Source organism: Paenibacillus sp. VT-400, assembly GCF_001029205.1.
Lineage (GTDB): Bacteria > Bacillota > Bacilli > Paenibacillales > Paenibacillaceae > Paenibacillus > Paenibacillus amylolyticus.
The window spans coordinates 2343470-2369811 of the sequence record NZ_LELF01000067.1; the positions used below are offsets into that span (position 1 = coordinate 2343470).

A 26342-nucleotide genomic window follows, 5' to 3' on the forward strand; every position below is an offset into this window, starting at 1 on the left:
AAAATGTAACCATCCTAGCATGATGGATACATAATTGCAAGCGTTTCCACTCAGGTGTGCACAACGCGATTGGAGGAAAAGATGGATCTGATTTTCACGGCTAGAAGTAAAGTGCAGGACACCGTAGAATACACGGCACTGGACAAGCATGCTCTCAAAGCTAGCGTAAAAGTAATAAGCGGAAACGGCAGTGCAGAAGCTCCATGGCAAGCCGACATTCAGATTTACAACGAGGGACAGAATGCCTGGGCAGGGGTTATTCATGTGGAAATGCCGTTGGACAAACAGAATCCGAGGTTTTTTTTACCTGCATTTATGTATGGCCGCAACCGGGGCGAAGCACCCCAGAATGTCCCAAATGAGTTCCCTAGACTAAGGGAGGGCAGTCCTTCTCGCCCTTCATCACCCTGGTGGATGGTCCGAAGCGATCGTCTGTCTCATCCGGCTGCACTTATCTATGATGAAGGTCGGATTGTTGGTCTAAGCGCAAGTCCCTACTGGATCAATACGGGAAACCAGAAGCAGCAATGGTATCCAGGAATGGAAGGAACGTTCGTGCAATATGGGGGATTCACATGTTCTATTGAAAAGGGTACGGTCGGATATACGCTGGGATATGAGAATGCTCCGTTGTTATTTATCAAATCCAGGACTTGTCCATGAGCGAGCTGCCCTTGGAGAAAATTGTTTTGAACTTGCGGCAGGTGAATCAGTTGGGCTCACTCTTGAACTATATAACTACGAGTCTGAATCAGAACTGGGTATCAATCCTGCACTGGAAACAATCTATAGGAGGTATCACGAAAAACCAAGAGAAGGAAGTGACATTCAGACAACGGTAACGGATTTGTCCAATGCCATCTATGAATATGCCTGGCTTCCGGAGGATCGTCATTATTCAACATTTGTATATGAAGATGCTGCTGAAACTGATGGCTACCGATACAACAAAATTATCTCAATCAGTTGGACAAATGGTATGACCATCGCTGCACCAATGCTTATGGCCGCACTGCGCCTGAATAATGAGCCCATGCGACAGCAGGCGTTATCCTGTATTACCAATATTATCGAGAATGCCATGAATCCCGAATCGGGACTTCCGTATGACGCTTATCAGGATGGGATCTGGAGTGTTAAAGGCTGGTGGTTCGACGGCATGCGTACCCCAGGACATTCCTCTTACCTTGTAGCTCAAGCGATGTTCTACATTCTGAAAAGCTACGATTATGAGAAGCGCATTCGATATGTGAGACACGATGATTGGCTTGCTTACGTCAAACAAATACTTGATCGTCTGGAGTGCACGAAAAATACGGATGGAGAATATCCCACCATTTTGTCAGAGCGGACCGGAGCAGGTCTTGAATATGATGCTTTTAGTGGAGTCTGGTGTCTTGCTGCCAAGGCATATTACAGTTGGTTAACCCATGATGAATCTTCTCTGGATGAGCTCAGACGCAGTGAAGCCCACTATTACAATACCTATGTGCAACATATGGAATGTTACGGCGCTCCGCTGGATGCGGACAAAGCTGTTGATTCGGAAGGTATTCTGGCTTACATCAAAGCTGTTCGGTTTCTGCACGCGTTGACCGGTGACGAGCTGCATCTAGATCACATGAGAGATGCAATCAGCTATGAATTCAGCTTCAAATTTTGTTACAACTCACCTATTAAGATTCCGCCACTCAGTACATTAGGCTGGTCCAGTTCCGGGGGAAGTGTTACTTCTGTAGCTAATCCGCATATTCACCCCATGTCCAGCAATCTAGTGGACGAGCTGTTGTATTATGTTGGACAGCGGGACGAGAATTATGTTCGTCAACGTATGATGGATACCATCGAGTGGGGTTGTCAGACCTATAATCGTTATGATCAAGAATTCGGCTATGGCAAAAAAGGATGGATGTCTGAACGCTTCTGTCATTCGGAAGGACTGGTCACTGAAAAATATGCGGATGGTACACTAGCCAGCACCTGGTTTTGCCTGATGCCATGGGCCAGTGGATCGATCATTGAAGGCCTCGTTGGCGACTATTGGGATTATGCGCGACCTGAATGAATTTATTATGCAATAACTAAAACAGTCACCATATTAGATGCCGCCGATAGGGAGACATGCTACCGGCGGTTTATTTTCGTTGGAGGAAAGGGGACACACGGATGTTAAAAGTATTACTGGTAGATGACGAGATGTATGTACGAAAGGGGCTGTATGAACTCATAAATTGGATGGATCTTAATATGGAGATTATCGGAGAGGCAGAGAACGGTGTAGAGGCATTAAATCTGATTGAATGCCTGCAACCAGACGTGATTATAACAGATATCCGTATGCCAATCCTGGATGGACTGGAACTGATACGTGCCGTAGAGAAAATGCCACATCTCGAACCTGTGTTCATTATCATCAGTGGTTATCATGACTTCAAATATGCACAACAGGCAATCAGGTACGGTGTTCATGACTATATCCTGAAGCCTATTGATGATGAAGAACTGACGGCGACGTTGCAGAAGTCAGCTAATCTGATTTGCAATAAAAGAAAACATATTCTTTTGGCTGAGGGACAGGCCAGTAACATCATGCTGGAGGATGTGATCAAAGGCCATGTACAGAAGGAAGATGAACATCGATATGCCGAGATGCTTGGGATCAATCGTAACTCCAGTCTGCTCATAACTTTGATTGAACTTCAGACCGGATTAGATGCAATTAAATTTACGATTGAACAGCTACGTGAAGCAGTACATTCTCTGGAGAGTAATGTATGCAAAATGTTCATCAGTGAGCAACAACGCGGCATGTTTACTTTATTACTGTTGTGGCCTGATCATCATCAAGCGGGCTCGGCATTACAGGATAAACTGCATAATATTCATATAACACTGAGCAAAAGGTTTAACCTGGATATCGGTCTTTACGCAGGAACACTTGCCAAAGAGATTGGTGATGTCACACAATCCCTTATGGCGGCTGAAGAAGCAGCCAAGCATAAGTATGCTGAAACTGGAGGTATCGTACGTTATACGGAGATCAAGGACAAACCGCTGTTTGTTTTCAATGTATATCAAGACGAGGTGGATCAATTAATTCTGAGCCTGGAAGAGGGGAATAGGTCAGCTTATCACAAGATTGTAGAAGAGAAATTCAAATTGTTTCATATGAATCGATTTTCTCCTCAAGCTGTATCGGGTTCTCTTTTGCGTTATATAACGGGTATTCTTGCTGTAGTCCACGAAATGGGTGGTAATGATGAAGGGTTGCAGCAGCTAAAGGAGCTGGCACAACAAAATCATGAAGGTTGGAATTTACGACTATTGAAGAATGCATTTCTCATCGCGTTGGAGGAAGCCGAGGATTATGTCTCTCATTTACGAATGGAGCGATCCAAAGGGGATATCAGCAAGATCAAACGATATATTGATACAAATTATACCGAGAACATCAATCTCAAAAGCATTGCTGCGCTCTTCTATATGAATCCCGTTTATCTAGGGCGGTTATTCCGCAAAAGTTACAATCAATATTTCAATGACTATCTGCTGAACCTGCGGATTCAAGAGGCGAAGAAGTTACTACGCCAGACGGATCTGAGAATGTACGAGGTTGCTGCACGTGTAGGATTTCAGAATGCGGATTATTTTGTAACCCAGTTTGAGAAATTGGTTAAGTTATCGCCTACAGAGTATCGCAATCTCCTTATGGGAAATGAGCAGCGAGGTGCACAATGCCAAGATGGAACCTGAATTACATGAAGCTTCGAGATAAGCTACTGCTTATGTATGTCTTATCTGTGTTTATTCCCATCGTTGTCACCAATGTGGTGTTCTATAATGTCACATCCGCCAATATTCGCAGTCAGAAAACTCGTGATGCCGGCATGGCACTGAACAATCTGAAGAACGACCTGCGGGTAACCATTGATCAGGGCGTCGGCCTCTCTTATTCGTTATATACTGACCCTGTATTCAATGACACCATCTCCCGTTCATTTCAAAGTCATTTTGAGTATATTGACGCTTATAATTCCTATCTAAAAGGGCAATTCTCCGGTCAAATGAATCAGGGAATTCGCTGGTATCAAGTGTATACCGATAATTCTACCATTTTATCTTCCGGTTATATTGATCGTTTAACTGACGTGGTCCGAAGCTCTAACTGGTACGTTCAATTTCAGGCATACACCGCCCCTTATCCGGCACTGATCTCATCGGATCAGATGTTAAGTCTGGTTCAACGGCTCGACAATCTGGACACAGGGGGGAGAGAGCAGTTACTTAAAATTGACCTGAACATGGATATGATCAAGCAGTATTTTCACAACAGCGGATTTGATGGAAAAGTGTATCTTCTTGATCCGGGAGGACACATACAATTTTCAAATGATTCTACAGCCGAAGCTCAGATAGGGAAACGTTACAGCGAGATACAGTTTCCGAACAAAATGATTCCCTTTGAACTTACGTATACAGGCATCAACTATCTGGAAGGGTGGTCCCTGCAAGGGGTCATGGATGAAGAAATTGTGTTGAAGGAGGTGCGGAAGTCCCGTTCCTTCGTCGTTTGGCTGGCTTGCATTAATTTTGTTCTGCCAACTATTATCATCGCAACTATGTCCAGAACCATCCATGTCAGGCTGGTACGTATTCTGAAACATATGAAAAAAGTAAAAACACAGAATTTCCAGACGATTCCGCCTGAAGATGCAAGAGATGAAATAGGTCAACTCACGATGGAATTTAATCGAATGACCGAGACGATCCATAACCTGATTCATGAGGTATATCTCGCCGACATCCAAAAGAAAGACCTGGAGTTAAAGCAGCAGCAAGCGCAGCTTCATGCACTTCATAGTCAGATCAACCCTCATTTTTTGTTTAATACCCTTGAGTCGGTACGTATGCGGAGCCTCATCAAAGGTGAGAAAGAGACTGCCAAAATCGTGCATAACATGGCCAAGATGTTTCGCAAGTCGATTAGTTGGAATCAGAATGATGTGACAGTGAAGGAAGAATTGGAACTCATCGAGAGTTTTTTGCAAATTCAGAAATACCGCTTTGGAGAAAAACTCCAATACAATATTGAGGCAGATCCTGCGGTACTGATGTACCGAATCCCCAAGATGGTTATCCTTCCCTTTGTTGAGAATGCAAGTATTCATGGAATTGAGTCATCTCCGGGTGTAGGCATCATTCAACTCTTCGTTTCAATGGAAAATGACCTGCTCCATATCAGACTAACGGATAACGGTATAGGGATGTCACAAGCAAAATTGGAAGAGTTGTTAAGTTACTTGGATCAAAACACCGATATGGGAGAGCATGTTGGCATGAAAAATGCGTATAGTCGCTTAAAACTTTGTTATAAAAATCACTTTACATTCGACATCCAGACATGGGAAGGAGAAGGTACGCGTATCCAAATTAAGCTTCCATTTGATCCATCAGCCATGCCAGGCGACTAAATACGAGGGATATACTTTTCAAAGTAGGAGGTACACTTTCATGGGTAACTTTGAAAGCGCTATCTTGATATATTGAGAAGGCTTAAAGACACAAATAATACTTTAAGGGGGCATTTGCTACATGTTTAGAAAAAAAAACATTATAACAGGTCTGGCCATTTTACTGGCTGTAACCCTGGCAGGTTGTAATAAAGCCAGCCCGGAAGCCTCTTATCCTGACAGTAATGACAACACTCCGGTCACCTTTAAATATTTCACGTTTGGCGGTGGCAAGAAGGACATTCTGGCAAGCAGCACGACCATTGGCAAGAAGCTACAGGAGCAAACAGGCGTTGACTGGAAGATGGAATATCTGGTGGGCGACGGTGCAACCAAGGCAGGTGTAATGATTGCGAGTGGGGATTACCCCGACATCATCGACTCCAGTGGTGAAATGGCCAAATTGATGGATGCAGGCTCTTTTATCCCGCTGGATGAACTGATCGATCAATACGGGCCTAACATCAAGCGGGTATACGGGTCTTATATGGACAAATTCAGACAGGAGGATGGAAAAATATACTTCTTGCCATACACTGCCAACATCGGTTATGTGTCAGAGCCTAATTTTCAGACCGGCTTTTATATTCAGCGTGCTGTGTTAAAAGAGTTTAACTATCCCAAGATCAAAACGCTGGACGAATATTTTGACTTGATTGAGCAATACAAGCAAAAGCATCCGCAGATCGATGGAAAAGAAACCATCGGCTTCGCCACACTTGCTGGTGAATCGGGCAGCTTTTTCACCCTGCTAAATCCGGCTATGCATCTGGCAGGTTATCCAAACGATGGCAGTGTGATGGTGGATATGCAGAGTCATGAAGCCAAACTGGTAGCCGGATCTGATTATCAGAAACAATGGATTCAGAAGCTGAACGAGGTTAACGCACAGGGGATGTTTGATCCAGAATCCTTCACAATGAACCAGGATCAGTATCTCGCCAAGTTGACGTCCGGTCGGGTGCTGGGATATTTCAGTTACTCCTGGCAAGTTGGAGATGCAACGAACAACCTCAAGAAGGCTGGTATTGACGATAAACGATACGTATCTCTCCCGATCGTATTTGATGACAGTGTCAAAGACCAGTATGTGGACCCGCCAGGTTTTGTGAACAACTACGGTGTGGGAATTACCGTAAATGCTAAAGATTCCGTGCGAATTATTAAATATTTTGATAATTTGCTCAAGGAAGAAAACCAGATTCTGGTTCAATGGGGTGTTGAGAACGAGACGTATAGTGTGAATGATGAGGGTCGCTTTTACTTTGAAAATGATGACCAACGCAAGGCACATGAAGATCCAGAATTAAGTCGTAAATTCGGCTTTGACTATTTTAATTACAGCTGGCCTCGTTACGGGAATAACTCCGTGCTGGAGGATGGCAACGCCTATGGACCGGGCAACCAACCAGAAGTGGCTACCTTTAGTTACACGGACGGTGACAAGCTGTTGTTAGAGAAATATGGTGTGGAGACATTCACAGAACTATTCAGCACACCGGATGAGCGTCCTTGGTCTCCTGCTTGGTCTATTGCACTGGAGCAGGGCTCTCCTGAACAGATTTTTATCACCAAGGCAGAAGACCTCCAGAAGAAATATTTACCCAAAATGATTATGGATTCGCCTTCCACTTTCGAGAACACATGGAATGAATATATGAGTCAATTGAATCAACTCGACAAGAAAACATACGAAGCTACGATAACACAGGCAGTTAAGGATCGTGTAGCTGGCAAATGGTGAGTGTAATCCATAAGAGAAAACACGGAACGGGGGAATATTCACATGTTAAAACCAAAATTTAGAACAGCGGGTTTAGCTGTATTACTAACAGCTTTGCTGGCTGGGTGCAGTCAGAACAGTTCGTCATCAGCGCCTTCAGCCACAGGTGATGATGAGAACAGTCCAGTCACGTTCTCGTATTACATGTTCTCTCCAGGCAAGAAGGATGTTCTGGCAAGCGAAACAACCATCGGTAAAGCGTTGCAAGAGCAGACGGGTGTGGACTGGAAGATGGAATATCTGGTAGGTGATAGTGCTACAAAAGCCGGTGTCATGATTGCCAGTGGAGACTATCCTGATGTCATTAGCTCCAGTGGTGAGATGTCCAAGTTACTGGATGCCGGTGCCTATATTCCGCTGGATGATCTGATTGAGGAATACGGTCCTAATATCAAAAGGGTGTATGGACCATATTTCGATAAAATGAAAAATGCCGAAGATGGAAAAATCTATGCCCTGCCTTATACGGCTAATCAGGGTGAGTATTCAGGTAGCCCAAATGTGGGCGGAGGAGCTTTCTGGATTCAACGATCTGTGCTCAAAGAGTTTGATTATCCCAAGATCACTACACTGGATGAATATTTTGATCTAATTCAGGATTATAAGGAAAAACATCCAACTGTCGACGGTGCAGAGACGATCGGATTTGTGTCACTTGCGGGTGTGGCCAATAACTTCTTCACCTTGCAAAATCCAGCGATGCATCTCGCCGGTTATCCGAACGATGGCAGTGTCATGGTCGACATGACAACCCATGAAGCAAAAGTCGTCGCGGGAACAGATGCTCAGAAAAAATGGATTCAGAAGTTAAATGAAATCAATGCTCAAGGCATGCTTGATCCGGAATCCTTTACGATGAACAAAGACCAGTACTTGGCCAAGCTGACTTCGGGTCGTGTGTTAGGATACTTCAATTATGGCTGGCAGATTGGGGATGCATCGAAAAACTTGCTCTCTGCAGGCATTGATGAGAAGCGCTACGCTCCACTTCCGATTGTGTTTGATGAAGGAATCAAGGATCAGTATGTGGATCCTCCCGGCTTTGTCAACAACTATGCAACAGGTATCTCGGTGAATGCCAAAGACCCTGTTCGTATCATCAAATATTTTGATAATTTGCTGAAGGAAGAGAATCAGGTTCTGGTGCAATGGGGAATCAAGGATGAGACGTACAGTGTGGATGAAAAGGGCCGATTCTATTATGCAAATGAAGATCAACGCAAGGCTCATGATGATCTGGAGCTCAGCCGTAAATTCGGGTTCACCTACTTTGGGACAGACTGGCCGAAATATGGCGGTGAATCTACACTAACCGATGGTAACGCTTATAGCCCTGGCAACCAGCCGGAAGTGGCCGCTGCATCTTACACCGAGGGAGATAAGAAATTCCTTGAAGCCTACGGTATCCAAACCTTTAGTGAATTGTTTAACAAACCGGAGGAGCGGCCTTGGTTCCCGGCATGGTCCATCGCATTGGAGCAAGGATCACCTGAACAGATCTTCACGACCAAATCGGATGATTTGCAACGTAAATACTTGCCGGAGATGATCTTGGGAGCGCCATCGAATTTTGATAAATTGTGGGATGCCTACATGGCTGAATTGAACAAATTGGACAAAGCTGGTTATGAAGCGACCATTACCAAAGTTGTGAAGGATCGTGTTGCAGGAAAATGGTAATACGAACACTTTAAGTGCGTGTTCAATAAGACCGGTTTTCAGTACCAAGAAGATGGGATGAAGCTAGAAATGGAGTAGCGGAGCGTAGGGAAAACTACGTGAGCAACGGACATTTCGGCTGAATTCCATATTCGATGCTGATGATGCCGCAAGGCGTCTTTCGTAATCAAAAGCGGACTTTTTGAACAACCTCTTTAAAACAAACTGTTACATGCGCAGGAGAAGACGAAAGAGCATAAACTCCAGCTTCTCCTCGCATGAATAACAGCACAGGAAAGGAGCAGGTTCACCGTGGAGAAACCTAATGTCTCCCTTAACTCGATGCCTCCGGCCTCGAGTCCGAAGGGAACCAGAGCACACTCGTTCTTTAAGCGACTTGTGCAGCAACGAACGCTTGCCTGGATGTGTATTCCTTTTGTCATCTGGGCTTTTATCTTCAAGTACCTGCCGTTATGGGGATGGACCATGGCTTTTCAGAATTTCAAACCGGCAAGGTCCTTCTCGGATCAGCAATGGGTAGGTTGGCAACATTTTAGTACGTTATTTGAAGACAATACCTTCTACCGGGTGCTGCGAAATACACTCGTTATGAGTTCCATTAAACTGGTGTTGGGATTTGTGACAGCAATTACGCTGGCTCTCTTGTTGAATGAGCTGAAAAATGTCATATTTAAACGTTTTGTGCAAACCGTCAGTTATCTGCCTCACTTTATCTCGTGGGTTGTTGCTTCCAGCATTGTATTAACAGTCCTGTCACCAGACGGAATTATCAATCTGCTGCTGATGAAGCTTCACCTGATTGACAGTCCGGTACTATGGATGGGGAAAGGAGAATACTTCTGGGGTATTCTGGGGGCAACTGAGGTCTGGAAAGATGTCGGTTGGAACACCATTATCTATCTGGCAGCAATTACGGCAATTGATCCGGCGCAATATGAGGCTGCCGAGATTGATGGAGCCAGTCGCTTCAAACGGATGTTATATATCACCCTGCCTGGCTTGAAACCGGTTATTGTGATCTTGTTGATCATGAACATGGGAAGTATTCTTGAATCCGGATTCGAACCGCAATATCTGCTGGGTAACGGGATGAATATGGACTATTCGGAGAATCTGGACATCTTTGTACTGAAATATGGATTAGGGATGGGGAACTTTTCCTTAGGTACAGCAGCTGGCATATTCAAAACGGTGGTCAGCTTCATCTTCCTTTTCTCAGCGAACTATATAGCGAAAAAAATGGGAGAGAGCAGACTATTCTAAAAGGAGGCCTATGCCATGCGAAAAGGAAACACATCCCGCTTGCGGAATAGCAGCACCGGGGATCGAGCGTTTGACACCTTTAACATCATCTTCATGGTATGTCTGATGATTGTGACGATCTATCCCTTTGTTAATATGATTGCCGTATCTTTCAATAATGCAAACGATGCCATTCGGGGTGGAATATATCTATGGCCTCGTGTATGGACACTGGACAACTACAAATACATTTTTGGCGAATCCGATATTTATCACGCAACTCTGATCTCGGCGCTGCGTACGATCATTGGAACCGTGGTGTCCGTCTTCTGTACAGCCATGCTCGCGTATACGGTTAGTCGTCAGGAATTTGTGCTTCGCAAGTTTGTTACGATGTTTTTTGTATTCACCATGTATTTCAGCGGGGGGTTGATCCCCGGTTATCTGCTGATTCGAGACCTTGGATTGATCGGTTCCTTCTGGGTATATATCATTCCGGGTGTAATCGGTGTCTTCAATATGATCGTCATCCGTTCATTTATTGAGGGTCTTCCTGAAGGCATTCTGGAGTCAGCCCGTATTGACGGGGCAGGGGAGTTCACGACATTTATCCGCGTTGTCCTGCCGCTAACGATTCCCGCAATGGCAACCGTATCACTCTTTGTAGCTGTGGGACAATGGAATTCCTGGTTCGATGTATTCCTGTACAACTCTTCCAATAAAGAATTAAGCACATTGCAATATGAGTTGATGAAGATTCTGCAAACTTCGACAACCTCAGCGACTTCATCAGCAAGTGATGCTTATCAGTCTGCCGAAAGCAATGCAACGGCGGTCACACCAACCTCGATTCGAGCGACCATGACCATTATTGCAAGTGTTCCTATTCTGATGGTGTATCCGTTCTTACAGAAATACTTTGTCCAGGGTATGACGATTGGTGGCGTGAAGGGATAGTCATGACCTGAATATAATTTCATTGAACTTATGAAAACGCAACAAACTATACCGTAGTAACGTCTATTCATCCATAGAATACAACAGGAGTGAAACAAATGCATGTAAAATGGATGACGATTATTGGTGCCGTTGTTGGCTCTATGCTTATAGGGGTGGGAACGGCAGCTGCGGAAGAAACGTTTGTTGATCTAAAGTATTCAAAGTGGGCAGAGGATGGCATCACGTATATGGCGAAACGGGGAACAGTAGCCGGATACGGCAATGGGATCTTCAAGCCAGAGGCACTTGTGACAAGGGCACAAGCTGTCACTTTTATGGTGCGCGAGCTCTATTCAGATCAGCTTCAAAGAGCAGTGGAAGGCACAACTTATTCCGATGTTCCAACTACACATCCTTTCCATCGAGAAATCATGATAGCTGCTAAAAATGGACTTGCAAGTGGTTTTCCTAACGGAACTTTCCGTCCGGATGCACCACTTAGCCGCGCAGAGACTGCGGCCTTCCTTACACGGGCATATGCACTCGTGGAAGGTAAGAACGCCGCAAAATGGACAGACACGGACAGGCATTGGGCAGCAGCACCCATTCTTATTATGAGTTCAAACGGCTTGGTCGGCGGTTATTCAGATACCACCTTCCGTCCAAATCAAGCTGTCACGCGCGCTGAATATGCCGTATTTATGGCGAGAGTAATTCGCTTCGAACGTGAAGCGGCCATTCGGACACAAGATTGGGATAAACTGATATCCTATATGACGGTAAGCGAGCAAGTTGGTCAGATGCTTATGCCCGACATTAGGGAATGGAATGGTAAAGCGACAACGACCGTTAATGAGGGGCTGAAACGCAGTATCCGAGATCAGGACTTGGGCGGACTTATTCTTTTTGACAAAAATATTGTAGACGTGACGCAGCTTACAACGTTCACACATGATATACAAAGAGAAGCAGGTGACATTCCTCTATTTCTTAGTATCGACCAAGAAGGAGGCGTTATTAAGCGAATACCAGGAGGTACGAACCTTCCCGGTCAGATGGCGCTTGGCGCAACTGGAGATGCAACACTAGCCGAAGCAGCTGGTCAGCTGACAGGGGAGGAGCTGAAGGCACTGGGACTGCAGATTAATTTTGGGCCAGTGCTGGACATCAACAGCAATCCAGATAACCCCATCATTGGTATACGGTCGTTTGGCTCGGATGCGGATTTGGTGACACGGCTTGGTCTGGCAACAATAAAAGGGCTACAGCAATCAGGGGTGATGGCGGCAGTTAAGCATTTTCCGGGACATGGAGATACAACGGTAGATTCCCATCTTGGTATGCCTGTGCTTGCCCATAACCGAGAACGGCTTGATGCGGTAGAATTAAAACCGTTTCGGGCTGCAATCAAAAATGATGTAGAGATGATTATGACCGCGCATATTGCTTTCCCTGCCATTGACAACGAACATGTTACTTCCCTCAAAGACGGAGAACCTGTGCCGATTCCTGCCACCTTATCGAAAAAGGTACTGACAGGACTTCTTCGAGGAGAGTTGGAATACAAAGGTCTCATCGTGTCGGATGCCTTTACCATGAATGCAATTGCGGAGCATTTTGGGGAGAATCAATCGGTGGAACGCGCCGTTTCCGCAGGTGTTGATATCATCCTTATGCCAAAAGATTCAGCAGCGGCCCATCAAACGCTGGTAAACGCGGTGAACAATGGAACGATCAAGGATGAAACCATACATGCATCTGTGAAACGAATCTTGGAGATGAAAGCGAAATATGGTTTATTTGAACGCAGTCAAACTCTTGCGCAAAAGCTAACTCAGCTTAACGGTATCATCGGATCGAAGGCGCACCGAGCAGTGGAGCAGACAATCGCAGAGCGAGCGGTCACTGTACTCAGCAGTCGCGAAGGTGTGCTTCCTGATCCAATTCAGCAAGGCGACCGGGTTGTTATTGTCGCAGCCGAGCAGGAACAGGCGAAACAGCTTGAGAAACAACTGTTGCAAGCCGCTAATAACCTGTCGTTAAAGACTGAAATATCACTTGTTGGACAAGGCAACATGAATGAAACGCTCCAGGCGATTGGCAAAGCCAATTATGTCATTCTAGCTTCTTACCAATTCCGCAATGTGGCCAGCCAGTTCGGGTGGAGTGATTATCAAACCTTGATTAATGCGATGAACAAGAGTAATCAGCGATACACGCTGTTCTCACTCGGTAACCCATACGAGATGATCTATTTGCAGAACGTGCGCTCAGGGCTTGCTGTGTATGGAAAGCAGGAACCAAATACGTCTGCCGGGATCAAAGTATTGCTTGGTCAACTGAAAGCTGGAGGACAGTTACCCGTACTAACGGATTAACGCTTAATTAATGAAGAAAAAAACGGATTCCAGCATACGGAATCCGTTTTTTATTTCAAACTTTTGTTTTATCGATCCATGTACCATGCCATCACTCGGGTATTTCTTCGCTACAAACAAAATGAAGCAGCATCTTCACAAATTGCTCCGTCATCCGCATATCCAATGAATTATCATGAGCACCACGAATAGTTACCATGCGCTGGAGCATGCCCATCATCGTTGTGAAGATAAACTGAGCCAGATCCAGCGGAGGAGATGGATTCTTAATACTGCCGTCAACAACGCCTTGTGATAAAGCGTCCATCAGGAAATGATTTTCTTTCCCGTTCTGGTTGAACTTATCATACTCTTCTCTTAATTCAGGGCTAAAATCATACATCTCATAGTTGATATCAAACAATTGAATAAACCGGATGTAGTCTGGATGATTCTCGGCATAAACAACCCATGCATTCAACATAACCGTGAGTTGTTCCCGCCCGTTTAAGTCCTTCGTTGAAGCACGGCTAACCTCATCCGTTAAATGTTCGATCAGTTGCATCTGAATGGCTAGAAGAAGTTCATCCATTGACTGGAAATGTTTATAAAAGGTCACTCTACTAAGTTCAGCTTTCGTACATACATCCTTAATCTTCACCTGGAGCAATCCATATTTCAAAAAAAGCTCCTTACCTGCTGCAATCAAATCATCACGATGTTTATTTCCCAATTGTTGATGCCAGTTTTCATTCACTTGTATACAATTGTCCTTTCTTCGAACGAAATGCGTTCAAGGTCAGTCCGAGAGAAGCGAGTAGCATAATTGCACCAAAAATATACGGGAAGTTTATGTTTTTGTCAAACAATAGTCCTGCGATCAGCGGCCCAATCACCGTGCCGAGACTGGAAAATGTAGTATTCAGACCCGATGCATAACCTTGCCGATCTCCTGCATTTTTGGATATTAACGTGCTGACCGAAGGTCGTAAAAACGAATTAAAGGCAAAGAATAACGCAGAAGCGAACAACAGAAACACAAGGTTGACCTTAATTAACATTAACAATAAAGCTATGGGTGTGATTATTAAGGAGAGACGGATCAACTTAACTTCACCTATTCTCTGTACGAACCAATCCAAAAGCCAGATCTGCACAACGATACCGATAATCGCGCCCAAAGTAATAATGATGGAGATTGTTGCAGCGTCGAACCCGTATTTTTGCTCTGCGAAAAGCGCGAATACTGTCTCATAACTCATGAGACCAAAGGTCATGACAAGCAACACAATCAAGTATTTGAAATAGGGGACTTTAAAAGAACTCCAGATTTTCTTGCCCAAGTGATCTCCTTTTTGAAGACGGATGGAGACCGTTCTTTTCTCGGGGGGAAGTGTCTCAGGCAATAGCAGCGTCATCAGGGCCGCAATCAGTCCCAGACCCGCTGCGAAGAAATAGGGCATGCGAATGCCCATCTCGGCGATGAGACCGCCCAGACCAGGTCCGAGAACCATCCCCAAATTCATAGCTGCGCCGAAATAGCCCATACCTTTTGCACGTGTCTCTGGCGTTGTAATATCGGCGACATATGCGAGGTTGGCAGGAACCATTAAACCGAGACTTATTCCACCGATAAACCGTGCGACATAGAGGAACGGCAATGACGTCGATAGCGCAAATATGATATCTGAAATGACAGACAGAAACATACCCGCAATGATCAACTTTTTGCGTCCAAATCGATCAGACAGTTGTCCCCCGAGAGGGGAAAAGAAGAATTGAGCCGCACCGAAGGCTGCAACTAAAAATCCTGCTACTGTGCCTCCCGCATGAAAAAGCTTCAAATACTCCGGCAATATGGGGATAAGCATCCCTTGCCCCAATAAAGCAATAAACAGATTTAACATCAGAATGAACAGTGGAAAGCGAACTGATTTTGGTAATGTACTCATGTACGTCATTAACCCCTTCATTTACAACTTGTTAACCTTTACATTGTGTAAACCATTTTAAATGATTTAAAGGAAATATGTAAATCTTTTTTTTAGTGAGTAGAGTTATAATTGAATTCATATGGAGGTGGGAACACGTGAAATTAGAGGAATTGTTTACGGTACATGTGAACATTGAGAAATCATTTGATTTACAGAATAGCGAAGATGATTCGGTTGTCATGATTACTTTTACAGGCAGCGTAACCGGAAAGTACTTTGAGGGAATTGTGCTGGGTGGAGGAGTGGATACGCAGATCATCGGGAAGAATGGTGACCCGCATACGCTATCGGCCAGATACATGCTCCAAGGAACCGACAACTCAGGGCATTCCTGCAAAATTTATATCGAAAATAACGGAAATATTGATAAAACGCTGAAAACTGCTTTATTTCGTACTTCTCCCAAAATGATTACAGACAGCAAAGCCTTATCCTTCTTGAACCGTGAGGCACTTATTGGAGAAGGTCATCCGACGGAGTCAGGGATAGATATAAAAATATATAGAAAACCGCTGTAATGCGGGGCAAATAGCAATTATCTTTTTATTGTATGGCAGAGAAGATAGCTTTGTATAATGAAAAGTCAGAGTCGCTAAGGAGCGGCTCTTTTTGTCGTATGAGACTTTACGTCAATATTTATATGTACTCTTTTACAATTAATTAACATAGGATGGATACGGCGCAGACACTTCTCACCTATAGTATGATGAGCGAAAATAAACCAATATCAGGCGGAATAAGGAGAAAACTATTCATTATGATGATCAGAAAAATCGGAATTTCAGTAGCATCACTCGCCATCTTAACGTCTGTAAGTGTGTTTGACGTATATGGCGCAGGCTCCAAACGCATGATCGAAGTTTCTGAACAATCGGCTAATGTTGTTGTAAACGGTCAAAGGGTGGAAGGCGAATCATTTCTCTACAATGGGGTTACTTATGTACCTGCAAGAGCGATTGGTGAAGCCTTGGGGCAAGAGGTAGACTGGGATAACAACACCCAATCGGTGTTTGTTGGACAAAAAATGAGCGATCAGCAGGGGTACCGCGGTACCAAAACGCCATATCCTTTTAAGGAAACAAGTTATACAAAAGCTCCTAGTGGATATGAACCCATATTTATTAACTACATAGGGAGACATGGTTCCAGACATCTTTCCAGTTCCAAGTACGACAAGACGTTATTTGAACTGCTCGACATCGCTGAAAAGGACGGGCAGATCACTAATCTGGGCAAAGAGCTGAAGAAGGAAATTGGCAATCTGATGAAGGTTGAAAAAGATCATTATGGATTGTTATCCACTACGGGTGGAGAAGAACTGAAAGGAATAGGGGCCAGAGTTGGGCAGAATTTCAAAGAACTCTTTACATCGGATAAAAAAGTGATTGCACAAGCAACCTTCAAAGATCGAACGCCGCAGAGCAGAGATCAGTTTATTGACGGGTTAAAGGAAAGCTTGGGAGATAACAAGGTAGACATTCTGGCTTCAGCTTTTGAAGAAGGGAAAGACCCCTATCTACGGCCCTACGACTTGGCTACGAAGTATAACGAGTACGCAGAAGATGGAGACTGGGTTAAGTTATACGAGGATTATGTCACACAGAACACTGGAACGCGTTATGCAAAAGAGGTCCTTCTGCAATTTTTCTCTGAAGGCTTCTATCAACGGCTGAACGCTGGAGAGTTTGAACTGAAAGATGAGAAGGGAAAAGTGAAGCTCAGCAACCCAACCGAGGCTGCTTCTAATCTATATGAACTCTACATCATTTCTTCGAATATAAAAGGAGAAGGTGACTTCGAATTCGGGCGGTATTTCACGGCTAATCAGTTAAAATGGTACGAGAGCATTGACAATATCAACGATTTTTATGAAAAAGGTCCATCTTTAACGTCAACGGATTTGCCGCAGAATATCATTGCACCTCTGGTCAAAGAATTGATCGTGTCTACCGACCAGTCCATTCAGCAAAAAGACACGGCTGGTATATTTCGTTTTGCTCACGCAGAAACCATCATTCCACTATCTTCATTCCTGGATATCGCCGGAGCTAATGTGAGTATCGACAAACCGCAGGACGTGACCCAAAACTGGAATGGCTCGGTTATCTCACCGATGGGAGCAAATATCCAATGGATTCTGTATTCCAATGGTAAGGATGTTCTCGTGAAAATGCTTAGAAATGAAGAAGAGATCGCGTTCCCAATTGAAACAAAGACCTATCCGTACTATAAATGGGAAGATGTTAAGACATATTACCAAAACAAACTGCAGAAGGTTGGCGTAAGCTTGGACAGCAGTTTGGAAGACAACATTGAGCTTTTACAGAAGAATTTCTAATTGGTGAAACGATATGCATTTAATATGAAAATAAAGACGAAGATGAAGAAAGCAACTCCTAAACGGGGTTGCTTTCTTTTTTTATTTGGAACGAAAAGAATGAACGCAAAAAAATCCTAAAACAAAATGTGACCAAATGCCGTCCGTAAGAGTGTTAGAGGTATAAAGGAGGGCATACCAACCATGCAGCGATCAGTGCCCCAGCTGGGCGATCATGTGATGAAAGTCTATGAGACATACGCGGATACGCTGTTCCGGATTGCCATGGTGCACCTCGGCAGACGAGAAGACGCGGAGGAAGCCACTCAAGATACCTTCATCAAACTAATAGAAAAAGCCCCTACGTTCAACGATGCGGAGCATCAAAAAGCATGGTTGATTCGGGTCATCACCAATCATTGCAAATCCTTATTAGGCAGAGGCTGGCGCAAACGGGAGGTCAAGCTGGAGGGAGTCGATCCTCTTACAACAGACAACCCTGAAGATCACGCGCTGATCGAACTTGTGCTGTCACTGCCCGTCAAGTATAGATCGGTGGTTCATCTGTATTATTACGAAGATTATCCGATCCGAGAAATCAGCGAGATCCTGGAGATTAGCGAATCAGCAGTGAAAATGAGATTGAAACGAGGAAGACAGCTGTTAAAACTGGAGCTGGAAGGAGAGGAACTGTAATGAACGAAGAACAATTCAAACAAAACTACAAGAAAGCGGTGGATCATATGAAAACAAACGAGCAAATGAAAAAACGGGTAGAGCAATCCTTAAACACGCAACATCAGGGACCAAAACGTCAACGTAAACCACTATACATTGCAGCAAGTGTTGTTATCGCTGCCAGCATTGGATTGGCTGCGCCAAGTGTATGGCAACAATTCAATGGACCAGCCGCACCAACACCACAGGTGGCAGCGGTGACTCCAGGCGCATCGTTTGATCCGATCGTGATTCCGAAGATGGAGTTGCCGAGTTCACAGGGCAAAGGCGCGATGGCTGATATGATGCAACTGGTTGTATATGGAGGAAGCGTATATACACAGTCCCCAACATTGCTTGAAGGCGCAAATGCACTCAACCTGCGGGGGGATAAACTGGGTACCACCACTGGCGGCATTGATGAGCTGAGCGGCCAAGATAAATATACGGAGCTTGCTTCCAACATTGGCGAAGCTGACATCTATGCTGTTAATGGCTACGACAAGGATTTCCGCATCATGTCTTACACCGAGATCGATGGTCAGGTGTATGCTCAGTTATTCGACAAGAACAACGGGATCACTATTGGTACTGGTGCCGACCTGATCGGCAAGCTTCATCTCGAAGGCAACATCGCCTCGGCGCAATGGGAGACGTTTAATAGCTGGAACAATGGATTGCAGCAGCTTCAACCGTTAGCAACGGATGAAGCACTGGACAGCTTTATCTCATCGCTAAATGCTGCCAAACCGATCGCAACGAGCCCGGAGCTGGAAGAGAACCTCTACGGCAAGGAAGATCGCAAGATCATCTATCTCACGCTGGAAGACAAAACGCAGGTCCCACTGGTTCTGTTTGGTGAAGAAGGTCTGGTTCGTTATGGTAATGTTCCGGCATTCCTGGAAGTGGAGAAAGGCGCGTTCCAATCATTCTGGGACAGCTTGGGCGAGTAAGGCGAAGACAGTAACATGGCTGCACCAAGAAGAGCGAACAGGGCACGCAAGTGCTTTGTTCGCTTTTTTCATCAACAAACAATCATTTGATAGGATTAGGCAATAAAATGATATGAATAGGATATGGATTCTTTCCTCTTTCAATGTAAAATGGGTACACCTAGTTTTAACTAAAAAGAAACAGGAGGTTAGATGAATATGAATCGAATCGAAAAGAGCCAGGAAACATATAAAAGGCTATTCGGCGAGGGAGTTCCAGCGGCATATGCTACAGATCCTGAATTTCAGGACATATTAAGTCGCTTCATATTTGGTGAAATTTTTGATCAAGGTACCCTTGATGATGAGCAACGTGAGCTTATTACTTTGGTCGTACTGGCTACTAATCAAACGTTGCCACAGCTCAAAGCACATACTCGTGCAGCGCTAAATGTTGGGTTGACACCAACGGAGATCCAAGAAGCAATCTATCAATGCGCACCATATTTGGGATTCCCCAAAACCTTAAATGCCATATCGGAAATGAATGAAGTGTTCAAAGAGCGAAATATTGCACTGCCTCTTGAAAGTCAAAAACGGGTTGAAGAAGATAATCGCTTTGACAAAGGACTTGGTATTCAAAAAGAGATTTTTGGCGATATTATTGAGAAAAACCGGGAAAATGCCCCGTCAAATCAGAAGCATATCCAAGACTATCTTTCAGCATTTTGCTTTGGTGACTTCTATACCCGCGGAGGTCTGGATCTGAAAACACGAGAACTTCTTACTCTTTGTATACTAAGTGCACTCGGAGGTGCGGATAGTCAAGTCAAAGCACACGTTCAGGGTAACATCAATGTTGGCAATAATAAAGAAACCATGATCACCGCTCTAACACACTGTCTTCCCTACATGGGATTTCCTAGAACACTAAATGCTTTAGCCTGCGTTAATGAAATCATTCCAGAGAAATAATCTTCTTTATTTGAAACAACAGACAGTTGATTATCCCAATCAACTGTCTTCTTCTGGTTAACAGGAAGGTATAGTAAAGAAATGAATGATCAGGAGACACTTAAATGAACGTAAACCAGGAGGAATTATGGAGTTAAGAGTACTTCGATATTTTTTGACAGTAGCTCGAGTAGAAAATATCACACATGCTGCAACGATCTTACATGTGACACAGCCAACGTTAAGCAGACAGTTGGCTGATCTGGAAAAAAATTTAGAAACTCAATTGTTTATACGCGGGAAAAGTAAAATAACACTTACAGATGCAGGCATGCTTCTACGTCAAAGAGCAGAAGAAATTCTCACACTTGCGGATAAAACAGAGAAAGAGTTTAAAGATCAGAACAACCTGGTTGGAGGAACCATATCGATCGGGAGTGTTGAATCATTAACATCCAATGTTATTTTACAATTATTAAAAGACTTCAATATGGAGTATCCGCAGGTTAAATATCACATCTATAGTGGAACGGGGGATGATATAAAGGAACGAATCGATAAAGGTCTGCTCGATGTGGGCATTTTGTTAGAGCCCATTCACATTGAGAAATACGATTTCATCAGACTGCCCCAGAAGGAGCGCTGGGGAGTCCTTATGAAGACCTCATCACCTCTTGCACAAAAAGAATATGTCACTTCAACCGATTTAGCCGGAGTGCCTCTGCTCATATCCAGCCGATCTGTCGTACAGAATGAGATTGCAAGCTGGTTTGCCGATGAGTATGCACATTTAAACTTTGTTGCGACCTATAATTTAATATCTAACATACTTAACCTCGTAGAGGAGGGGTTAGGGACGGCCATCTGTATTGAGGGTGCGCTTGCAATGAAGCAGTCTGACACATTATGCTTCAGACCTTTTCAACCGGAACTTCAGTTTCCAACAGTGATTGTCTGGAAAAAACATAAGGTATTCAGTCAAACGGAGGTACGTTTTTTGGAACATATCAGGCATGCCTTTCAGGCATAATAAAGTATGAATTATAGGTATTGGCTATAGCTGTTTATCAGATGATATTTTAAAGGTGTAATGAATGCAGCCTTTATGTATTTCAGATAAATAGCTTTTTTTATTGCAAAAAGAAGTTATTTAGAGCGCTTTTGGTCTCATTCATTTAGATGGCAACAACAAGAGGGGGCATTATTGGATGAGCAAGAAATACGAGAAGTTGGCTCAAGATATTGTAGAGAAAGTGGGCGGTAGTGAGAATGTATCCACTCTGACTCACTGTATGACTAGGCTTAGATTTGCACTGAATGATACTAATAAAGCAGATCAAAAAGCGCTTAAATCGTTTGATGGTGTTATTGATGCGCTTGAGAGCGGCGGACAATTTCAAGTCGTCATCGGCACACATGTTGAAGACGTTTACAAAGAAGTGATCAAGCATCTTCAACCTAACGCGAGTTCATCGGGTGAACCAACTGATGTTAAGAAAGTTAGTATTTTGGGGAAATTAATCGATTTCGTCTCGGGGACATTTAGTCCGATTGTCCCCGCTATAGCTGGGGCTGGTATGATCAAGGCATTACTCGCTCTACTTATTTTGTTCAACTGGATTTCAAAAGATTCCCAAACCTACTATGTCGTAAGTCTTATGTCAGATGCTATTTTCTACTTTTTACCATTCTTGTTGGCGTTTTCAGCTGCAAACAAACTAAAATGCAGTCCCGTCTTAGCACTCGTTTTAGCCGGTGTTTTACTCCATCCCAACTTGACGCAATTGCGTTTGGATGGGACTGACGTAAGTGTTTTTGGAATCCCGCTAACTCTTGTATCTTATAGTTCTTCTGTAGTTCCAATTCTCTTAATAGTTTGGTCACAATCATATATTGAATCGTTGTTTAAAAGGATCATTCCGAATGCAGTGAAAGTTATTTTTGTTCCCATGTGCACTATTTTAGTAACGGGAATTCTGGCCTTAACCGTGTTGGGACCACTGGGGTCATTTTTCGGAACGTATTTAGCGATGGGCTTTGACTTCTTGGCCGCACATGGTAGCTGGCTGGTTATTTTCCTGGTTGCAACCTTCTGGCCAATACTGGTTATGTTTGGGCTGCACCATAATATTGTGCCTCTATCCATTGCTCAAATCACCACATCAGGTTATGAGAATATCCTCGGTCCTGGGGCGATGATCAATTGTATAGGTCAAGGTGTTGCGGCATTAGTTGTAGGGATGAGAACCAAGGATAAAGCATTAAAACAAATTTCAGCTTCCAGTGGGATCACCGCGTTGATGGGAATCACGGAACCAGCTCTTTACGGCGTAAACTTACCGAAGAGATACCCACTTGTCGCGGGTATGATTGGAGCTGCCAGTGGGGGACTATTTGCAGGGCTAATGGATGTTTCTCGTTACGCAACAGGCGCTTCAGGAATCCCGGCGATTCCGCTGTACATTGGTGAAAATATCTGGAATCTATATAACATTTTGATCGCACTTGTTATAACAACTGTCGTAACTGCTGTACTTACCTATTTGCTCAGTTTGAAATATGAAAAAGATGCACCTTCACAGAACACTGTTTCAAATGCAAACGAAGTGAGTGGGGTTGCGGATGAAGTCATTACAATTAAAGATTCTGTTATTGCAACTCCACTTAAAGGTCAGCTTATTCAACTTCAGGATGTACAAGATGCAGCGTTTGCCTCAGAGGCAATGGGTAAAGGAATTGCTATTGAACCTAGCGAGGGGAAAGTTATTGCTCCATTTGATGGCATGATTGTATCTCTATTTCCTAAGAAACATGCTATTGGACTATTATCCGATGAAGGAGTCGAAATTCTTATTCATGTCGGGTTAAATACGGTAAAGCTGAACGGAAAATATTTTGAAGCGTTCGTTGAAGAAGGTCAGAGAATTACAAAAGGACAGACCTTGCTGACATTTGATCTGGACAAAATCAGACAAGAAGGATATGTCACTCAAACGCCCGTTATTGTAACCAATTCGTATAGTTACTCGGATGTGATCGCAGAGACTAGTCCCAAAAATATTGATTTTAACAATACATTGTTGGTTGTCAAAGCTTAACAAAACTACAGGTTAGGAGTGTGTTTTAATGACTTTAAGAAAAGACTTTTTGTGGGGTGGGGCAGTTGCTGCTAACCAATGTGAAGGTGGATATGCAGAAGGCAACAAGGGACTATCCACAGTTGATGTAATCCCGGCAGGGAAAGATCGTGTTCCTGTCATGCGAGGACAGTTAAAAATGTTGGAGTGTGATCAAGAACATTTTTATCCGAGTCATGAGGCTATTGATTTTTATCATCGGTATAAAGAAGACATTGCTTTATTTGCAGAGATGGGCTTTACGTGTTTCCGTTTATCTTTGGCATGGACTCGGATCTACCCTAATGGAGATGACGAGTTACCCAACGAAGAGGGTTTGAAATTCTATGAAAATGTATTTGACGAATGTTTGAAGTATGGCATTGAGCCGTTAGTCACCATTACCCATTTTGATGTCCCTATTCATTTGGTGAAAACCATTGGATCGTGGAGAAGTCGAAAAATGGTGGATTATTATGAGAGACTGTGTGAAACGATCTTCACCCGTTATAAAGATAAAGTGAAGTATTGGCTTACCTTTAATGAAATTAACATGCTGTTGCATCTACCTTTTGGCAGCTCAGGCCTAGTGTTTGAAGAAGGTGAGAATGAGGATGCTGTGAAGTATCAGGCGGCTCATCATCAATTGATCGCAAGTGCAAAAGCAACTGAAATTGCGCGTAGAATTAACCCGGAAATTAAGATTGGCTGTATGTTAGCAGGTGCCAACACTTACCCGTATACATGTGCACCAGATGATGTCTGGAAAGCCATGACAAGAGATCGCGAGCACTACTTCTTCGTCGATGTACAATCCCGAGGAGAATACCCAAACTATGCCAAGAAAATGTTAGAACGAATGAATATTCATTTAGCCATGGAAGACGGGGACGAGGAATGTTTGAAAAATAATACGGTTGATTTCGTTTCGTTCAGTTATTATGGTTCACGATTAACCAGTGCAGATCCGGAAGTAAACACACAAACGGCAGCTAACCTGTTTCCAACACTGCGCAATCCTCATTTGAAAACGAGTGAATGGGGATGGCAAATCGATCCTGAAGGTCTAAGAATTACAATGAACTCCTTGTATGACCGATATCAAAAGCCACTATTCATCGTTGAAAATGGCTTAGGAGCGATAGATACTCCTGATGAGACGGGATATATTGCGGATGATTATAGAATCGAGTATTTGCGTCAACACATCCAAGCTTTCATAACAGCAGTGGAAGAAGATGGCGTAGAGTTGTTGGGTTACACGTCCTGGGGTTGCATTGATCTAGTAAGCTCAAGTTCTGGAGAGATGAGTAAACGATACGGTTTCATACATGTCGACAAAGATGACGCTGGAAATGGTACGTTGAAACGCAGCAAGAAAAAATCCTTTGAATGGTTCAAAAAAGTTATTCAAAGTAACGGCAAAGAACTCTAATCGACTGAGCAGTAACGTATGAAGTCATCGACTTATGCGTTACTGCTTTATCCCTTTATCGCAGCATCAAGGCTAACTATCGGCCATATGGAGCAAATACAAACATTAGGAGTTGGTTTTTTATAATATCCATGGAGAAGCTTAAAACATATTCGTTATTGTCCGTTGCGTTATTAATTTCTTCAGGTCCAGTGATTGCCGCTAACATTCCTGCGATAGCCAATGATTTTCCAGAGATATCGGTAACACATGTAGGATTATTAACGACCATACCTTCATTATTTGTCATTCTTGGTGTGTTAATTGCTAATCGACTTGAACTTCTTATTGGGAAGAAAGCAACTATACTAACTGGATTAGGACTTGTTCTCATTGCGGGAGTATTCCCTGCATTGTATCATGACCTTTTTTCGTTGCTGTTCATTTCTCGCTGTTTGTTTGGGTTAGGTATAGGTTTATTTAACCGGCTCATCATTCAGATGATCAGTGATATGTATCATAAGAATCCAGCTAAACAAGCAACCGTAATTGGCTTAGAAAGTGCCTTTGAGGGATTAGGAGGCATTTGTCTAACACTACTCGTTGGTCAACTATTGAAAATGGGCTGGCACACATCATTTTATGTCTACGCCCTGGCACTTCCTATTTTCATTGCATTCCTGATTTTCGTTCCTTCTGATAAAAAAGAGCTTAATAGAAGAGAAGAGGTCACCACGAATCCAAGCCACACAAATAATAAAAAAGCCCTTCAAGTCATGATTGGCTATGGTCTCTTATTATTTGTGATTGTAGCTATTTTCATCAATTATAATTTACAGATTACTCCTTTGATTTTGGAAAAAAATATCGGAACTGCGACAAACGGAAGCAACATGATTGCATTTATAGGTTTGGGAGCTTTTGTTGCCGGCTTTTCTTTTGGGAAAGTATACAAAACACTCGGTAACTATATCGTTCCATTATCGATTCTGTTACTTGGAAGCTCGATGTTCGTTACGACAATCTCGCAAAGTATCATTCTTACTACCGTTTGTTCAATGATCATCGGGTTTTCATTCCGCTGTATAATGCCCTATTTATTGCATACTTTTGCACAACAAATCGCCAAAATGGCAAAGTTGGGTACCACCATTGTTCTGATCGCGTATAACTTGGGAGCCACACTTTCACCGTATGAAGGAAGGTTAATTACGCAATTATTACAACTAGATACAGTGCAATCATTAGTCTCAAGTAATGCAATAATCCTATTATGGATTTCAGCAGTTAGTTTGGGAGTAGTAACCCTTCATCGCAAAAAGAAGAATATTCAACAAACATAGAAAACAGGGAACTTCTTGATATGGAGTTCCCTTGTTTTAGAGTA

20 protein-coding genes are annotated in these 26342 nt (G+C 43.5%); 18 read left to right on the forward strand and 2 right to left on the reverse strand.

All coding sequences use genetic code 11. From position 1 onward, the window contains the following. Positions 1–81 precede the first annotated feature (81 nt). The 9 genes from EL84_RS32580 (at position 82) to EL84_RS21105 (ending at position 13532) form a co-directional block, all read left to right on the forward strand. Positions 82–663, forward strand: coding sequence for a hypothetical protein (locus tag EL84_RS32580; protein WP_235431560.1), 582 nt, complete (start codon positions 82–84; stop codon positions 661–663). Beyond that, the gene (locus tag EL84_RS21070; protein ID WP_235431561.1) at positions 617–2065 is read left to right on the forward strand and encodes a hypothetical protein; all 1449 of its coding nucleotides are present in this window, start codon (positions 617–619) and stop codon (positions 2063–2065) included. Before EL84_RS32580 ends, EL84_RS21070 begins: the two co-directional genes overlap by 47 nt. A 101-nt stretch (positions 2066–2166) precedes the next feature. Then, positions 2167–3753 carry a response regulator gene (locus tag EL84_RS21075; protein ID WP_047842981.1) on the forward strand — a complete coding sequence of 529 codons (1587 nt, stop codon included), beginning with the start codon at positions 2167–2169 and terminating at the stop codon, positions 3751–3753. Then, positions 3735–5471, forward strand: coding sequence for a sensor histidine kinase (locus EL84_RS21080; RefSeq protein ID WP_047842982.1), 1737 nt, complete (start codon positions 3735–3737; stop codon positions 5469–5471). The genes EL84_RS21075 and EL84_RS21080 overlap by 19 nt, the downstream gene beginning before the upstream one ends. Before the next feature lie 121 nt (positions 5472–5592). Then, positions 5593–7254 carry an ABC transporter substrate-binding protein gene (locus EL84_RS21085; protein ID WP_047842983.1) on the forward strand — a complete coding sequence of 554 codons (1662 nt, stop codon included), beginning with the start codon at positions 5593–5595 and terminating at the stop codon, positions 7252–7254. 42 nt (positions 7255–7296) lie between these two features. Next, entirely contained in the window at positions 7297–8973 is a 1677-nt protein-coding gene (locus EL84_RS21090) for an ABC transporter substrate-binding protein (protein WP_036671156.1), read from the forward strand. A 321-nt stretch (positions 8974–9294) separates the two neighbouring features. Continuing rightward, a complete protein-coding gene (locus tag EL84_RS21095) occupies positions 9295–10236 on the forward strand; it encodes an ABC transporter permease (RefSeq protein WP_047844314.1) in 942 nt (313 codons plus the stop codon). Between the two features lie 15 nt (positions 10237–10251). Further along, positions 10252–11172, forward strand: coding sequence for a carbohydrate ABC transporter permease (locus EL84_RS21100; protein ID WP_036615816.1), 921 nt, complete (start codon positions 10252–10254; stop codon positions 11170–11172). 98 nt (positions 11173–11270) lie between these two features. Then, positions 11271–13532 carry a glycoside hydrolase family 3 N-terminal domain-containing protein gene (locus tag EL84_RS21105; protein WP_053061552.1) on the forward strand — a complete coding sequence of 754 codons (2262 nt, stop codon included), beginning with the start codon at positions 11271–11273 and terminating at the stop codon, positions 13530–13532. A 91-nt stretch (positions 13533–13623) separates the two neighbouring features. On the opposite strand, the gene EL84_RS21110 is transcribed toward EL84_RS21105, so the two are convergent. Together EL84_RS21110 and EL84_RS21115 are read right to left on the reverse strand one after the other, a co-directional pair. After that, positions 13624–14268, reverse strand: coding sequence for a TetR/AcrR family transcriptional regulator (locus tag EL84_RS21110; protein ID WP_036615814.1), 645 nt, complete (start codon positions 14266–14268; stop codon positions 13624–13626). Continuing rightward, entirely contained in the window at positions 14261–15463 is a 1203-nt protein-coding gene (locus tag EL84_RS21115) for an MFS transporter (protein WP_036671164.1), read from the reverse strand. The genes EL84_RS21110 and EL84_RS21115 overlap by 8 nt, the downstream gene beginning before the upstream one ends. A gap of 137 nt (positions 15464–15600) precedes the next feature. Between EL84_RS21115 and EL84_RS21120 the strand changes: the two genes are divergently transcribed. The 9 genes from EL84_RS21120 (at position 15601) to EL84_RS21160 (ending at position 26298) form a co-directional block, all read left to right on the forward strand. Next, on the forward strand, positions 15601–16023 hold the full coding sequence (locus tag EL84_RS21120) for a DUF3237 domain-containing protein (protein WP_047842984.1): 423 nt from the start codon (positions 15601–15603) through the stop codon (positions 16021–16023). Between the two features lie 239 nt (positions 16024–16262). After that, positions 16263–17843: a histidine-type phosphatase gene (locus EL84_RS21125; RefSeq protein WP_053061553.1), complete on the forward strand. Its 1581-nt coding sequence runs from the start codon at positions 16263–16265 to the stop codon at positions 17841–17843. 183 nt (positions 17844–18026) lie between these two features. Next, entirely contained in the window at positions 18027–18518 is a 492-nt protein-coding gene (locus EL84_RS21130; RefSeq protein WP_036615805.1) for an RNA polymerase sigma factor, read from the forward strand. Next, entirely contained in the window at positions 18518–19492 is a 975-nt protein-coding gene (locus tag EL84_RS21135) for a hypothetical protein (protein WP_047842985.1), read from the forward strand. The genes EL84_RS21130 and EL84_RS21135 overlap by 1 nt, the downstream gene beginning before the upstream one ends. Positions 19493–19690: 198 nt before the next feature. Next, complete coding sequence (locus EL84_RS21140; RefSeq protein WP_047842986.1) at positions 19691–20446, forward strand: carboxymuconolactone decarboxylase family protein; 756 nt, start codon at positions 19691–19693, stop codon at positions 20444–20446. Positions 20447–20573: 127 nt separating this feature from the next. Beyond that, on the forward strand, positions 20574–21455 hold the full coding sequence (locus tag EL84_RS21145; protein WP_036615799.1) for a LysR family transcriptional regulator: 882 nt from the start codon (positions 20574–20576) through the stop codon (positions 21453–21455). Between the two features lie 178 nt (positions 21456–21633). After that, positions 21634–23523 carry a beta-glucoside-specific PTS transporter subunit IIABC gene (locus EL84_RS21150; protein ID WP_047842987.1) on the forward strand — a complete coding sequence of 630 codons (1890 nt, stop codon included), beginning with the start codon at positions 21634–21636 and terminating at the stop codon, positions 23521–23523. Between the two features lie 28 nt (positions 23524–23551). Continuing rightward, entirely contained in the window at positions 23552–24976 is a 1425-nt protein-coding gene (locus EL84_RS21155; RefSeq protein ID WP_036671179.1) for a 6-phospho-beta-glucosidase, read from the forward strand. 131 nt (positions 24977–25107) lie between these two features. Further along, positions 25108–26298 carry an MFS transporter gene (locus EL84_RS21160; protein WP_047842988.1) on the forward strand — a complete coding sequence of 397 codons (1191 nt, stop codon included), beginning with the start codon at positions 25108–25110 and terminating at the stop codon, positions 26296–26298. Positions 26299–26342 lie beyond the last annotated feature (44 nt).

What these genes read in the sequence shown, in the direction of transcription:
- EL84_RS21080 (WP_047842982.1), top strand. Translation starts at nt 3,735, where the DNA reads ATGCCAAGATGGAACCTGAATTACATGAAGCTTCGAGATAAGCTACTG.
- EL84_RS21095 (WP_047844314.1), top strand. Translation starts at nt 9,295, where the DNA reads ATGCCTCCGGCCTCGAGTCCGAAGGGAACCAGAGCACACTCGTTCTTT.
- EL84_RS21100 (WP_036615816.1), top strand. Translation starts at nt 10,252, where the DNA reads ATGCGAAAAGGAAACACATCCCGCTTGCGGAATAGCAGCACCGGGGAT.
- EL84_RS21105 (WP_053061552.1), top strand. Translation starts at nt 11,271, where the DNA reads ATGCATGTAAAATGGATGACGATTATTGGTGCCGTTGTTGGCTCTATG.
- EL84_RS21150 (WP_047842987.1), top strand. Translation starts at nt 21,634, where the DNA reads ATGAGCAAGAAATACGAGAAGTTGGCTCAAGATATTGTAGAGAAAGTG.
- EL84_RS21090 (WP_036671156.1), top strand. Translation starts at nt 7,297, where the DNA reads ATGTTAAAACCAAAATTTAGAACAGCGGGTTTAGCTGTATTACTAACA.
- EL84_RS21160 (WP_047842988.1), top strand. Translation starts at nt 25,108, where the DNA reads ATGGAGAAGCTTAAAACATATTCGTTATTGTCCGTTGCGTTATTAATT.
- EL84_RS21130 (WP_036615805.1), top strand. Translation starts at nt 18,027, where the DNA reads ATGCAGCGATCAGTGCCCCAGCTGGGCGATCATGTGATGAAAGTCTAT.
- EL84_RS21115 (WP_036671164.1), bottom strand. Translation starts at nt 15,463, where the DNA reads ATGAGTACATTACCAAAATCAGTTCGCTTTCCACTGTTCATTCTGATG.
- EL84_RS21075 (WP_047842981.1), top strand. Translation starts at nt 2,167, where the DNA reads ATGTTAAAAGTATTACTGGTAGATGACGAGATGTATGTACGAAAGGGG.
- EL84_RS21135 (WP_047842985.1), top strand. Translation starts at nt 18,518, where the DNA reads ATGAACGAAGAACAATTCAAACAAAACTACAAGAAAGCGGTGGATCAT.
- EL84_RS21140 (WP_047842986.1), top strand. Translation starts at nt 19,691, where the DNA reads ATGAATCGAATCGAAAAGAGCCAGGAAACATATAAAAGGCTATTCGGC.
- EL84_RS32580 (WP_235431560.1), top strand. Translation starts at nt 82, where the DNA reads ATGGATCTGATTTTCACGGCTAGAAGTAAAGTGCAGGACACCGTAGAA.
- EL84_RS21155 (WP_036671179.1), top strand. Translation starts at nt 23,552, where the DNA reads ATGACTTTAAGAAAAGACTTTTTGTGGGGTGGGGCAGTTGCTGCTAAC.
- EL84_RS21125 (WP_053061553.1), top strand. Translation starts at nt 16,263, where the DNA reads ATGATGATCAGAAAAATCGGAATTTCAGTAGCATCACTCGCCATCTTA.
- EL84_RS21070 (WP_235431561.1), top strand. Translation starts at nt 617, where the DNA reads ATGAGAATGCTCCGTTGTTATTTATCAAATCCAGGACTTGTCCATGAG.
- EL84_RS21145 (WP_036615799.1), top strand. Translation starts at nt 20,574, where the DNA reads ATGGAGTTAAGAGTACTTCGATATTTTTTGACAGTAGCTCGAGTAGAA.
- EL84_RS21085 (WP_047842983.1), top strand. Translation starts at nt 5,593, where the DNA reads ATGTTTAGAAAAAAAAACATTATAACAGGTCTGGCCATTTTACTGGCT.